Annotated in this window: 11 protein-coding genes and 1 pseudogene; 6 read left to right on the forward strand and 6 right to left on the reverse strand. The window is 70.9% G+C overall.

Annotated elements, in window-relative coordinates:
• Positions 1-21: 21 nt before the first annotated feature.
• The 4 genes and pseudogenes from ACNF49_RS41655 to ACNF49_RS41670 form a co-directional block, all read right to left on the reverse strand.
• Complete coding sequence (locus tag ACNF49_RS41655) at positions 22-966, reverse strand: COX15/CtaA family protein (protein ID WP_482941208.1); 945 nt, start codon at positions 964-966, stop codon at positions 22-24.
• Between the two features lie 273 nt (positions 967-1,239).
• Positions 1,240-1,863: a PepSY domain-containing protein gene (locus tag ACNF49_RS41660; protein ID WP_357968268.1), complete on the reverse strand. Its 624-nt coding sequence runs from the start codon at positions 1,861-1,863 to the stop codon at positions 1,240-1,242.
• 181 nt (positions 1,864-2,044) lie between these two features.
• Positions 2,045-4,153 carry an excinuclease ABC subunit UvrB gene (gene uvrB, locus ACNF49_RS41665; RefSeq protein WP_352358255.1) on the reverse strand — a complete coding sequence of 703 codons (2,109 nt, stop codon included), beginning with the start codon at positions 4,151-4,153 and terminating at the stop codon, positions 2,045-2,047.
• 35 nt (positions 4,154-4,188) lie between these two features.
• Positions 4,189-4,421: pseudogene (locus ACNF49_RS41670) on the reverse strand (helix-turn-helix transcriptional regulator).
• A gap of 120 nt (positions 4,422-4,541) precedes the next feature.
• Between ACNF49_RS41670 and ACNF49_RS41675 the strand changes: the two are divergent.
• Genes ACNF49_RS41675 through ACNF49_RS41685 form a run of 3 tightly spaced genes read left to right on the forward strand, consistent with a single transcriptional unit; the run spans position 4,542 to position 8,180 of the window.
• Positions 4,542-6,158 (forward strand): SPFH domain-containing protein, encoded by a 1,617-nt coding sequence (locus tag ACNF49_RS41675; protein ID WP_482941209.1) that lies wholly within the window; start codon positions 4,542-4,544, stop codon positions 6,156-6,158.
• Complete coding sequence (locus ACNF49_RS41680; protein WP_482941210.1) at positions 6,155-7,396, forward strand: SPFH domain-containing protein; 1,242 nt, start codon at positions 6,155-6,157, stop codon at positions 7,394-7,396. Before ACNF49_RS41675 ends, ACNF49_RS41680 begins: the two co-directional genes overlap by 4 nt.
• Positions 7,397-7,406: 10 nt before the next feature.
• Complete coding sequence (locus ACNF49_RS41685) at positions 7,407-8,180, forward strand: sporulation protein (protein WP_357968257.1); 774 nt, start codon at positions 7,407-7,409, stop codon at positions 8,178-8,180.
• A 34-nt stretch (positions 8,181-8,214) separates the two neighbouring features.
• On the opposite strand, the gene ACNF49_RS41690 is transcribed toward ACNF49_RS41685, so the two are convergent.
• Positions 8,215-9,099: a PIG-L family deacetylase gene (locus ACNF49_RS41690; RefSeq protein WP_357968254.1), complete on the reverse strand. Its 885-nt coding sequence runs from the start codon at positions 9,097-9,099 to the stop codon at positions 8,215-8,217.
• Between the two features lie 192 nt (positions 9,100-9,291).
• Between ACNF49_RS41690 and ACNF49_RS41695 the strand changes: the two genes are divergently transcribed.
• The 3 genes from ACNF49_RS41695 to ACNF49_RS41705 are packed head-to-tail and all read left to right on the forward strand — an operon-like array spanning position 9,292 to position 11,788.
• Positions 9,292-10,344: a hypothetical protein gene (locus tag ACNF49_RS41695; protein ID WP_357968251.1), complete on the forward strand. Its 1,053-nt coding sequence runs from the start codon at positions 9,292-9,294 to the stop codon at positions 10,342-10,344.
• A 9-nt stretch (positions 10,345-10,353) separates the two neighbouring features.
• Positions 10,354-10,974, forward strand: coding sequence for a hypothetical protein (locus tag ACNF49_RS41700; RefSeq protein WP_357968248.1), 621 nt, complete (start codon positions 10,354-10,356; stop codon positions 10,972-10,974).
• A 34-nt stretch (positions 10,975-11,008) separates the two neighbouring features.
• Entirely contained in the window at positions 11,009-11,788 is a 780-nt protein-coding gene (locus ACNF49_RS41705; RefSeq protein WP_482941211.1) for an inositol monophosphatase family protein, read from the forward strand.
• A gap of 12 nt (positions 11,789-11,800) precedes the next feature.
• On the opposite strand, the gene ACNF49_RS41710 is transcribed toward ACNF49_RS41705, so the two are convergent.
• A complete protein-coding gene (locus ACNF49_RS41710) occupies positions 11,801-12,955 on the reverse strand; it encodes an ArsB/NhaD family transporter (protein WP_482941212.1) in 1,155 nt (384 codons plus the stop codon).
• Positions 12,956-12,974 lie beyond the last annotated feature (19 nt).

Below are 12,974 nucleotides of genomic sequence, written 5' to 3' on the forward strand. Positions count from 1 at the left end.
GGGCCCGTCCGCGCGGATCGTCTACGTACGGGCGTGGGCGAGCGGGGTCTGTTCCTGCCTCGCCGCCGCCGGGAGCTGGGTGTCGAGGAGCACGCGTACCGCGCCCACCCACACCAGGGCCGAGCCGAGCAGGTGGGCGAGGACGACGACCTCGGGGAGGTCCGTCACGATCTGCGTCAGGCCGACCAGGCCCTGGGCGAGCAGCACGGCGAGGAACAGCTTGGTGCGCAGGTGGGCCGCCGAGCCCGGCTCGCGCCTGGTCCTGAGCCACAGGGCGACGGCCAGGCCGAGGCTGAGCGCGGCGGCGGCCCCGTGCAGCCAGACCATCGCAGTCCAGTTGAACGGCATGCGCGGCACGTCGGAGGAGTCACCCGCGTGCGGCCCGGTGCCGGTGACGATCGTGCCCGCCGCGACCAGCACCGCCACGGACGCCACCAGCGCCGCCGGAAGCCGGCCCACCGGCGTGGTCAGTGGCCGCGCGGGCCGGTCGAGCAGGCGGGCCTTGTGCCAGACGACCGTGGTGGCGGTCAGGAACAGCACGGCGGCCAGGAAGTGCGCGGCGACGAGGTACGGGCTCAGCCGCGCCCACACGGTGAGGCCGCCGACGACCGCGTTCAGCACGACGATCCAGAACTGCACCCACCCCCACCGGGTCAGCTCGGGCACCGGACGGCGCTGCAGCCGGGCGACGACGATGAGCCAGCCGACGGCGACGCACACGACACCGGACAACACCCGGTTGGTGAACTCGATCGCGCCGTGGACGCCGAGCTCGGGCGTGGCCGCGAAACCGGCCTCCGAGCAGCGCGGCCACCCGTCACAGCCCAGCCCGGACCCGGTCAGCCGGACGACTCCGCCGGTCACGATGATCATCAGGCTGGTGGCCAGCGCCGCGGCCGCGGCCCGTCGCAGGGCGGCTCGTTCGAAGGCGACCCGGGCGGCGAGCCACTGGAAGGGAGTGGTCATGGGGGAAAAGGTCTCTCTGCTGCTCGGCGAACCGCCGCGGGTGGCGGCCGAAAACGCGATCAAGACTTTACTCTACAACCCGTAGAGCACCTACCCCGGCCCCGCCGCCCTTGCCGGCCCTCCGGCGTCCTCGCAGTCGCCCGGTCCTGCCGGGCCTCCGGCTTCTCAGCCCCCTGGTGGCGTCCCGGCCTGGGCGCATCCGGTCGAGGCCCCGCGCCCCAGCGGGGCGGCCACCTCCGCCGATGGTCAGAGGTGGCCTGCTCCCCCCGTGGGTCAGCTGGTGGCGTTCTTCTTGGTGACCTCACCGGTGGCGGCGTCGACCATCACCTCGTGCTTGGTCCCGTCCGGGGTCATCACGTCCGACTGCCAGACGGTCTTGTCGTTCTCGGTGTCGAGCTTCAGCTCGGCGACGTGTCCTTCCGGTACGGACGCGGCGACCTTGTCGGCGGCCTGGGCGTAGTCGAGCTTGGCCTCGGTGATGCGGGTCTGCATCTCGGCCTTCTCCTGCTCGTCCATCTGCTCAGCAGTCGGCCCCTTGACGACCTTGCCGGACTGCACGTCGACCTGGTGTTCCGTGCCGTCGGAGCCGACGACCTTGACCTCCCAGACCATGCCGTTCTCCTGGCTCTCGACGGAGACGACCTTGGACCCGGGCACCGCGGCCATCGCGACCTTGGCGGCGTCCTTGAGCTCTCCGGCCCCTGGCTGCATGGACGTGGTGCCCGGCGAGGGGGACATGGTCCCCGTGGCGGGCGGGCTTTCCATCGACGGAGACGGGCTTCCCATGGTGGGGCCCGGCGTGGGCTCGACGGCGAACTGGCCGACTTCCCGTACGGCGCCGCAGCCGGCGGCGAGCACCGCCGCACCGACCAGAGCCCCGATGATCGACTTGTTCATACCTGGACCGCTGCCCCAGGAACCGGCCTTCATTCCCGCAGGTCAGAACCCCGGGCCAGGATCGGGGCCGGCAGCGCGCGCCACGCGGGCGCACGCCACCGGCCCGCCGACCCCTACTTCACGCCCACGTCGCACATGCCGACGCTCACCACTTCACGCCCACGTCGCACATGCCGACGCGCTACTTCACGCCTGCTTCGCGCATGTCGCGGAGCTCGCGCTTGAGCTCCTTGATCTCGTCGCGCAGCCGCGCGGCCACCTCGAACTGAAGGTCGGCGGCCGACTGGTGCATCTGCTCGGTCAGCGACTCGATCAGCGACTCCATCTGCGCCCGCGGCATCTCGCCCGCGATGGCCTTGGCGTGCTGGCCCGCCTGGCGGGCGGCGAAGCCGGGCACCGGGGCCTTGCCGCGCGACTGCTGGCGGCCGCCGCCGAGCAGCTTGTCGGTGTCGGCGTCCTCCCGCTGGAGGGAGTCGAGGATGTCGGCGATCTTCTTGCGCAGCGGCTGCGGGTCGATGCCGTTGGCCTCGTTGTAGGCCATCTGCTTGGCCCGGCGCCGGTTGGTCTCGTCGATGGCCCGCTCCATCGACGGCGTGATCTTGTCGGCGTACATGTGGACCTGGCCGGACACGTTACGGGCGGCGCGGCCGATGGTCTGGATGAGGGAGGTCTCCGAGCGCAGGAAACCCTCCTTGTCGGCGTCGAGGATGGCCACCAGCGACACCTCGGGCAGGTCGAGACCCTCGCGCAGCAGGTTGATGCCGACCAGCACGTCGAACTCGCCGATGCGCAGCTCGCGCAGCAGCTCGATGCGGCGCAGCGTGTCAACCTCGCTGTGCAGGTAGCGCACCCGGATGCCGAGCTCGAGGAGATAGTCGGTCAAGTCTTCGGACATCTTCTTGGTCAGCGTGGTGACCAGGACGCGCTCGTCGCGCTCGGCGCGCTCGCGGATCTCGTGGACCAGGTCGTCGATCTGCCCCTTGGTGGGCTTGACGACGATCTCGGGGTCGACCAGGCCGGTGGGCCGGATGACCTGCTCGACGACGTCGCCCTTGACCCGCCCCAGCTCGTACGGCCCGGGCGTGGCCGACAGGTAGACCGACTGCCCGATGCGCTCCAGGAACTCCTCCCACTTCAGCGGCCGGTTGTCCAGCGCGGACGGCAGCCGGAACCCGTGGTCGACCAGCGTGCGCTTGCGCGAGGCGTCGCCCTCGTACATCGCGCCGATCTGCGGCACGGTCTGGTGGGACTCGTCGAGGACCAGCAGGAAGTCTTCGGGGAAGTAGTCGAGCAGCGTGTTGGGCGCGGTGCCGGCGGCGCGGCCGTCGAGGTGGCGGGAGTAGTTCTCGATGCCGGAGCAGGTGCCGATCTGGCGCATCATCTCGATGTCGTAGGTGGTGCGCATGCGCAGCCGCTGGGCCTCCAGCAGCTTGCCCTGCCGCTCCAGCTCCGACAGCCGCGCGGCCAGCTCGGCCTCGATGCCGGCCACGGCCGCCGCCATGCGCTCCTCGCCGGCGATGTAGTGGGAGGCGGGGAAGATGTAGAGCTCTTCGTCCTCCGTGATCACCTCGCCGGTCAGCGGATGCATGGTGGCGAGCTTCTCGATCTCGTCGCCGAACATCTCGATGCGCACGGCCAGCTCTTCGTACTTCGGGATGATCTCGATCGTGTCGCCGCGCACCCGGAACGTGCCCCGGGTGAAGGCCAGGTCGTTGCGCGTGTACTGCATGTCGACCAGGCGGCGCAGCAGCTGGTCGCGGTCGACCTCCATGCCGACGCGGAGCCTGGCCATGCGGTCGACGTACTCCTGCGGGGTGCCCAGGCCGTAGATGCACGAGACGGAGGCGACCACGATGGTGTCGCGGCGGGTGAGCAGCGAGTTGGTGGCCGAGTGGCGCAGCCGCTCGACCTCGTCGTTGATCGAGGAGTCCTTCTCGATGTACGTGTCGCTCTGCGGCACGTACGCCTCGGGCTGGTAGTAGTCGTAGTACGAGACGAAGTACTCGACCGCGTTGTTGGGCAGCATCTCGCGCAGCTCGTTGGCGAACTGGGCGGCCAGCGTCTTGTTGGGCTGCATGACCAGCGCGGGCCGCTGCAGCCGCTCGATCAGCCAGGCGATCGTGGCCGTCTTGCCGGTGCCGGTGGCGCCGAGCAGGACGCTGTCCTTCTCCCCGGCCCGGACGCGGCGCTCCAGCTCGGCGATGGCCGTCGGCTGGTCGCCGGATGGAGTCATCTCGGTGACGACCTCGAAAGGCGCCACCTTCCGCTGCAAATCTGTGACCGGACGCATGCTGCCACTGTAGGCGGCGCCACCGACAGAAACCGTCAGGCCATGGGCTGCCCGATCCGGGGGAACGGCGTGGTGGAGAACACCACCTCGACCGGCACCTCGAAGTATCCGGCAATGCGCAACGCCAGGTGAAGACTCGGGCTGTATTCGCCCCGCTCCAGGTATCCAACGGTCTGGTAGTGCACCCCCAGCGCCTGCGCGAGCTGCCTGCGGCTCACCCCCGCTCGCCGCGCAGCAGCGCGATGCGGTTGTGGACGGTCTCACTCATCAACCCTCCATGTAGCAGACCTGCTATGGGACGTAACAGTCATATGACGACACATTGCAAGCGAACAGCAAGTCATACCCGATACGGTCGGATTCGCCTGTAGCGGAAAAGGAAGGTTCGATGTCACGACCCCGAGAGGCACTGATCCAGGCAGGTCAGGGCATAGCCCAAGCGGTCGCGCAAGGAGGTGACGTACGGCAGGCGATGAGCCAGGCGGTCGGACAGGTCGCCGACCATGCCGGCCAGCTCACCGGCCAGGCCCCCGGCTTCGCGCTCAACCCGCACGACTTCGCCGCCGCCCGCGACGGCGGCGCCTCCGTCGGCACGTTGATCGAGGCCAGGTCCGCCTCGCTGAACGAGGCCGGCGAGATCGTCAACCGCAGCTTCGCCGAGAACGGCATGCACGTCATCTCGCCGGTGGTGATCCCCAAGGGCAGCACGGCCAAGGTGGTCATCCCGCTGACCGTTCTGGTGGTCCTCGGCCTGATCGGCGCGCTCGGCGGCATCGTGCCGGGGTCGGACATCTTCTTCGGCCCGCACTACTGGGTGGTGCTGGTGCTGGCCGCCGCGTTCCTGTGGTGGCGCAGGAGCGTGGTGATGGTCCCCGAGGGCTGCAAGGCGCTGATCACCAAGTTCGGCAAGCTGGTGCACATCGCCGACCCGGGCCGGGTGACGCTGTTCAACCCGTGGAAGCGGGTCAGCTACATCGTCAACACCACGCGCGAGTACCCGTTCAACGCGCCCATCAGGGAGGCGCCGACCCAGCAGGGCGTCAAGGCCAGCGTCGACCTGTTCCTGCAGTTCAGGATCGAGAACCCGGCCGAGTTCATCTTCGTGCTCGGCTCGGTCAGCGGCTTCCAGTCCAAGCTGCAGAACGCCATCAGCGAGGTCACCCGCTCGCTGATCTACGCCCAGCGGGCCGAGGACATCTACGACCTGGTGGGCGAGAGCACCCTCGGCATGCTGGAGAACCTGAACCAGCAGTTCCTGCCCGCCGTACGGCTCACCGACGTGAACATCACCCACGCCGAGCCGTCCAGCCAGGAGTACCGCATGGACCTGGCCGCCCCCGAGATGGTCAGGGTGGCCAAGGAGGCGTACACCTACGAGTACGAGCTCCAGCTGCGCAAGGAGCAGAACGAGGGCGACCTGGTCAAGGAGCTGGCGGGGCTCCAGGAGACGCTGAGCGCCATCCAGGCCGAGATCGCCGGCTACCAGGCCCGCATGGACACCGCGCTCGAACGCGCCAGCCACCAGGCCACCGCGCAGGCCAGGCAGCGCCTGGTCGAGGCCGAGTCCACGGCCAACGCCAACGCCGCGCTCCTGGAGGCCCAGGCCCTGGACATCCGGGCGCTGTCGGCCGCCGAGGCCCCCGAGATCCTCGACTACCGCTTCCAGCAGGACCTGCTGACCAAGCTGGAGTCGGTGGCCACCCGGCTGCCGCAGGTGGTGCAGGTGGGCGAGCAGACCGACATCGACTTCCTCGCCCTGGCCCAGCAGCTCGTGGGCGGCAAGGGTGCGGCGCTGTTCTCCGCCGAGGACATGGCCGCCATCCGCGGCCGGCTCGGCGAGATCGCCGCGCGTGTCAGCAGCCGCGAGGACGAGATCGCGGCCCTGCTGAAGAAGGCCGCCGCCGACGTGAGCGAGCCGCAGGCGACGCCCGAGCCCGACAACGACCTGGAACGCACGGTCGAGCGCCTGCTGCCCGGCCACCTGAGCGAGGGTGAGGTCCGATGACCCGCGAGTTCTCGAAGATCAAGGAATCGCTGGCCTCCTGGTCGGACATCCGCCAGCTCCTGCGCGGCGGCGAGCAGGGCCAGCTCGTGCCGGTGGTGATCCCCAAGGACCGGCGCGGCTTCTCCTGGATGGCGCTCGTCCTGCTGGCCCTGTACTTCGCCGGGATGGCCGCGCTCACCGACCTCACCCTGCCCGCCGCGCTGGCCGCGCTGTTCTTCCTGGTCGTGGCGCTGGTCACGATCTGGCGCCAGGCGATCATCGAGATCGAGGAGGGCACCACCGGCGTACGCAGCCGCTGGGGCGCGATCACCGGCACGCTCCCGCCGGGCCGCCACTACCTGTGGCTGCCGTGGGACCGGGTGGACGCGGTCGTGGACACCTCCACCGAGATCCCGTACTCGGCGCCGATCGTGGCCTGCCCGACGGCCGAGAACGTGCCGCTGAAGTCGATCGAGTTCTTCCTGAAGTTCCGCATCGTGGACCCGGTGGCGTTCGTCCGGACGATCGGCGCGGGCAACTTCGACCTCGTGCTCTCCAGCGCCGTGCAGGACGCGATCAGGCAGCGCAGCCGGCGGGTCAACACCGAGCGCGCCTACGACCTGCGCGGCTCCGACGTCGGCGACATGCAGGAGGCGCTCAACCGCCAGCTCGGCCGGTACGGCGTGCGCGTCACCGGCGCCAACATCCCCGACGTCCAGCTCCCCGACCAGTACCAGCAGCACCTGGCCACCCGGGAGAAGGTCGCCAAGGAGCTGTCGGCCTACGAGCGCGAGTGGGAGCTGACCCGCAAGCGCCGCATCGACACGCTGCTCATGGAGATCGAGCGCTCCAAGAAGACCCGCGACGCCCGCGTGGTCGAGGTCAAGGCCGCCCACAACACCGCGCGCAAGAACGTGGCGCGCATGCTGGAGGAGCAGGAGACCGAGGCCCAGCGCGTGACGTGGGAGATCGAGGCGCGCGGCAGGGCCGACCTGACCGCCGCCGAGAACGAGGCCAAGGCCCTGCGCAGGCTGGCCGAGTCCTACCGTGACAACCGGGCCGTGCTGCAGTACGAGCTGGCCCGCCGGCGCCTGGACGTGGGCGCCAAACTCGCCGAGAACGCCCCCCAGCCGCTGGTCGTACGGACCCAGCAGGGCCAGGCCGACTCGGCGCTGTCCACCCTCGTCCTGGCCCAGCTGCTCCCCCGCATCTCGGGCACGGGACACGTCGCCGCCAACGGCCAGACCCCCACCGCATAGGAGAGACCCCATGGTGTTCCGCAAGTTGATGGCCGCCTTCGGCGCGGGCGTCGAGGTCGACACGGTGCTCACCGACACGACCGTGCGTCCCGGCGAGCCGCTGCGCGGCGTCGTGCACTTCCGCGGCGGCGGCTCCGACTACAAGGTCGAGGGCATCTACCTCGACCTGACCGCCGTGGTGGAGGTCGAGAGCGGCGACAACGAGTACAAGACGACCTACAGCTTCCTGCGCCAGCAGGTCGCCGGGACGTTCCAGCTCGCCTCGGGCGCCCAGCACCAGCAGCCGTTCCAGATCATGGTGCCGTGGGAGACGCCGATCAGCGCGATCGGCGGCCACCCGCTGCACGGCATGCGGCTCGGCGTCCAGACGGAGCTGGCGCTGGCGGGCGCGATCGACAAGGGCGACCTCGACCCGCTGTTCGTCAGCCCGCTGCCGGCCCAGGAGCACGTCATCGCCGCCCTCGACCGGCTGGGCTTCGGCTTCAAGAAGGCCGACCTGGAGCGCGGCACGCTGTACGGCTCGACGATGCCGTTCTTCCAGGAGATCGAGTACTACGCGGGCGGCCAGTGGCGGCGGCACTTCAACGAGCTGGAGCTGACGTTCATCGCCGGGCCGCGGCAGATGGACGTCATCCTGGAGGCCGACAAGCGCGGCGGCTTCCTGACCTCCAGCCACGACACCTACAACCGCTTCACCGTGCGCTACGACGACCACCCCGGCGCGGCCGACCAGGCGTTGCAGCACGGCCTGGAGCAGATGGCCCGCCGCCGCGGCTGGTTCTGACCGGGCGCTCCCCGAGCCGGGCGGCCGTCCCGGCTCAGGGGACCCGGTACATGCGCTCGGTCCAGGCCCGGTAGCGCCAGGTGCGCCCGACGCGGTAGTCGTGGCCCAGGTAGACGCCGAAGACCCGGCGCTTGAGCTCGCGCAGCGCCCCCGCGACGTTGGGGGCCCAGCCGGTCATCGGGTAGCCGCGGTAGGAGACCGCCCGCAGCCCCATGCCGCTCGCCGCGGCCAGCGCGAAGCGGGCCGAGGCCACGTGGTCGGGGTGGTCGCACAGCCCCCGGCTGACGGGCGGCTCGGGGTCGAGCGTGCGCAGCACCGTCGGCCGGAAGCGGGCGTAGAGCGCGCGCAGCACGCCGACCACGTCACTCCTGCCGACGCAGCGCGGCTCGGGGCCGGCGCCGAACCGGCGCACGCAGGAGCGGTCCTGCCACAGCCTGGTCAGCGCGTCGCGGCCGCCGTCGGCGCGCGGGTCGCCGCCGTCGGGCAGCCCGACGAAGGCGAGCCTGACCGCCGGGCTGTCGACCAGCTCCTCCAGGCGGACGGGGAAGCCGCCCGCCGTGATCGTCCTGACCCGCCAGACGTCGGGCGCGCCGGCCAGGAAGGCGTACGCGGCCCGCAGGCCCTGCGCGCGGTCGCGGGCGTAGGCGACGGGGTCGCGGTCGTCGTCCCAGCCGGCCTGGCCCTCGCCCGCGGTCAGGTAGACGGTCACCGTCGGGCGGTGCCACTGGACGGCGCCGTACAGGTCGGGGCTCATGAACAGCAGGTCGTCGTCCGGATGGGCCACCACCTGCACGAACCGCTCCGCCGACGACGGCCGGTAGACCTCCGCCCACGCCGCGGCGGGCGCTGCCGGGCACGCCAGCACGGCCACCAGCAGCAGCGCCAGCGCGGCCGCCGAGAACATCCTGATCCCCTTCATCCCCACCCCCCGTGCGCTTCCAGTATCGAACCTGGTCAGGTCCCGGTCCTGAGCTGCCAGGGGGAGATGTCATGTCATTCCCGGGTAGGAGATACCTCCTTCCCGTGCGCTGGAAGTCGCATGCCGGCGGTCGTTACGATGACCTAGGGATTGACTGATCGTCGGACGGGCGGGCGAACGATGGCACGGTTCATGGCGGCGCTGAAGCGGGTCGCCCCATGGGCGGCCCAGAACGCCGACGGCGCCATCGCGCTGTTACTGGCCGTCGTGATCGGCGTGCTCGGCATCATGCCCGACGAGGTGGTGCCGACCGATGTGCAGACCCAGCTCGTCAACGCCGCGACGCTGGTGATCATGGCGCTGGTGGCCACCGCCCTGCTGCGCGACCGCGCCCGTCAGGCCCCGGTCGAGGAGACCATCACCTCCGGCGCGCTGGCCCAGCTCCCCGTCCGGCTGTCGCGGCTGGAGGAGATCGAGACGCTCGTCCACGGCACCCGCAAGGCCCTCGACGCGCTGCAGCTCGTCAGGGTGCTGGGCAGCAAGCAGGAGATCGCCCAGATGCACGCCGAGGCGCGCAAGGACACCACCCGGTGGAGCTTCAAGGGCGGCACCGGCACCTACCTGCGCGCGGTCACCCTGCCCGAGTGCGTGGCCGCGGCCCGCCGGGAGAAACGGCACCTCGTGGTGCGGGTCGAGGTGATCGACCCGTCCAACGTCGAGGTGTGCGAGACGTACGCCCACTACCGGCGCTCCCTGTCGGACTCCCCCGACGCGACCGGCGAGACGTGGACGACCGACCGGGTCAGGAAGGAGTCGTACGCGACGATCCTGGCCGCCTTCTGGTACCGCCAGCGTTACGGCCTGCTCGACATCGAGGTCGGCCTGTCGTCGTCGATGACGACCTTCCGCTGGGACCTGTCGGCCACCCGGCTGATCATGACGGTGGAGGACCCCAACCGCGCCATGACCGCGCTGGCCGGCACGTTCTACTACGAGAACTGCGACACCGAGCTGCGGCTCAGCTTCGAGCAGGCGCGGCGGGTGCCGATGGACATGTACAAGAAGGCGCCGCTCGGCGACGAGCCCACGATCGAGGAGGTCCAGGACCTGTTCGGTCGCATCGGGGTGCCCCTTCCCAAGGCCTACGACGGCCGCGACGTCGTGGACATCGCGCGCAAGGCCCTGCGCGCCGTCGATCCCTACGGCGAGGCGCGTCCTGCGGCCCTCCGACGAGACGGAACGTGAGTGCGACTCATGAGCTATCGGTCGGTCTTCCAGCGGGTCCGCGACGGACAGGCCAGGTCGTGGGCGCTCGGCGTGCTGAGGGAAACCGCGCGCCCCAGGGCCGTACGCCATCCGCTCGGCTTCGTCTGCCTGCCGCTGGAGCGTGAGGGCGGCGAGGGGGTATGCCTCCACCTGTGGTCCGACTCGCTCCAGCACGCCGAGAGCACCACCTCGCAGATCCACTGCCACAGCTGGGACCTGGTCAGCCACGTGCTCTACGGCCAGGTGCGCAACGTGCACGCGGTGGTCACCGACGCGGGGCCCGACGCCACGCACCGGGTGTTCGAGGTGGTCAGCGGCGCCGACGGCGACCGCATCTCGCCCACCCGCCGCACCGTGCGGCACGCGACCGGGCTGGTGGAGCTGTTCGGCCCAGGCGACACCTACACCCTGTCGGCCGACCGCTTCCACAGCAGCGTGGTGCCGGAGGGCGGCGAGGCGGCCACGATCGCACTCGGGCGCGGCCGGCCCGGCAGCCGCGACCTGTCGCTCGGCCCGCTCGGGGCGGGCAGCCACCACGTTCCCCGGGAACCGCTGAACGCCGAGGAGACGGCGCTGGCCGTCCGGCTGATCACCGCCCACCTGACCTGAGGGGTGCCCGATGGACCTGGATCACGCTCGCTCTGTGGCCGTCGAGGCCGCCCAGGCCGCCGGGGCGCTGCTCGCGGCGGGCACGCGTGGGGCCGTCGGCATCCGGGCCAAGGGCGACGCCGGCGACGTCGTCACCGATCTCGACCTGGCCTCGGAGAAGCTGCTGGTCGAGCGCATCCTGACGGCCTTCCCCTCGCACGCGATCGTGGCCGAGGAGTCCGGGCTGATCGGCGCGGCGGGCGGCGAGTGGACGTGGCTGGTCGACCCGCTCGACGGCACCAACAACGTGGCCATCGGGCTGCCCACGTACGTCGTGGGGGTGGCGTTGTGCCGGGCCGGGCGGCCGGTGCTGGGCGTGGTGCACGACCCGGTGACGGCCCAGACGTGGTCGGCGATCCGGGGGCGCGGTGCCGTGGCGTCCACGGGGGCGCGGCTGGCGCCGCCGTACACGGCCAGCCCGCACGGCCCGCTGCTGGCCTGGACCCAGGGGTACGGCGTGAACAGGGGCGACGCCACCGTACTGGCGTTGAAGGCGGCGCTGGAGGTCGGCGCGCGGCGGGTGCTGCAACTGTGGGCGCCGCTGCTGTCGTGGGCGATGCTGGCCCGCGGGGACATCGACGGCATCGTCGGCTACCGCGCCGAGGCGGTCGACCTGCCGGCCGGCGCGCTGCTGGCCCAGGAGGCCGGGATCGAGATCAGGGCGCTCGACGGCGGCCCGTTCGAGGAGAGCATCGACGGCTCGGCCGACGACCGCAGCTTCGTGGCCGCCCACCCGCGGGCGCTTCCCGGGCTGATGTCGCTGCTGCCCGGCTGACGCCCTCGCTGCTCAGCCGAAGGTGACCAGGGCCCAGACCGTGGCCGGCAGCCCGACGACGGCCAGGCCGGCGCCGGTCAGCAGGAAGCGGCGCAGCGGCACCGCGACGCCGTGGCGGCGGCACGACTCGAACCACAGGAGCGTGGCCAGCGAGGCCCACGGGGTGATCACCGTGCCCACGTTCGTGCCCACCAGCAGGGCCAGCAGGCGGTCCTGGTCGGCAGCCGGGATCACGGCCTCGACGGCCTTGTAGGCGGGCAGGTTGTTGATCGCGTTCGACAGGCCCGCGCCCACCGCCGCCGTCCGGTACGGGTCGCCCTCCGTGCCGATCATCCACGTCATCAGCGCGTCGAGCCCGTGGGCGCTGAGCGTGGGCACCACCAGGAACAGCCCGGTCACGAAGACGACGAGCTGCCAGGGCAGCAGGCTCCAGGTCAGCTTGGCCCGGTCGCGCACCAGGAAGGCCAGCACCACCAGCACGGCCGCGGCGGTGGCGGCGACGGCGACGTGCGCCTTGAGCAGCAGCAGGGCGATGAACAGCAGGCAGCCCGCCGCGGCCGCGCCGAACAGCACGCGGTCGGCCACCGGCTCCAGCACCGGCGGCGTGTAACGCAGGTCGCGGCGCTCGCCCCGGCGCCAGAAGAACACCCACAGGAACACCATCGTCACCGCGATCGAGGCGAGCTGCGGGGCCCACATGCGGGCGGCGAAGCCCTGGGCGTCGAGGCCGAGCTTGTCCATGGCGAGCAGGTTGGTCAGGTTGGAGACCGGCAGCAGCAGGCTCGCGGTGTTGGCCAGCCAGATGGTGGTCATCGCCAGCGGCAGGGCGGCGATGCGGGCCCGCGGCGCCAGGGCGAGCATGACGGGGGTGAGCAGGACGGCGGTGGTGTCAAGGTTCAGAAATATGGTGACAAATGACGCGAAAGCCGTACAAAGAAAGAAAAGTGCGGTGTAGTTACCGCGGCCGAGCACCGCCATCCTGGCCGCGATGGCGTCGAAGACCTGCGCTTCCTTGGTCAGCTCGGCCAGCACGATGATGGCGACCAGGAAGATCAGCAACGGCCCGATCGTCTCCAGACTCTCGACGGCGTCGCGCCACGGCAGCAGACCGGTCGCCACGAAGACCAGACCGAGAGCAAGCAGCCCGATCCGGATCAGATCGAGCACAGCCAGACGCCGCCACACT

This window comes from Actinomadura sp. ATCC 39365, assembly GCF_054392275.1.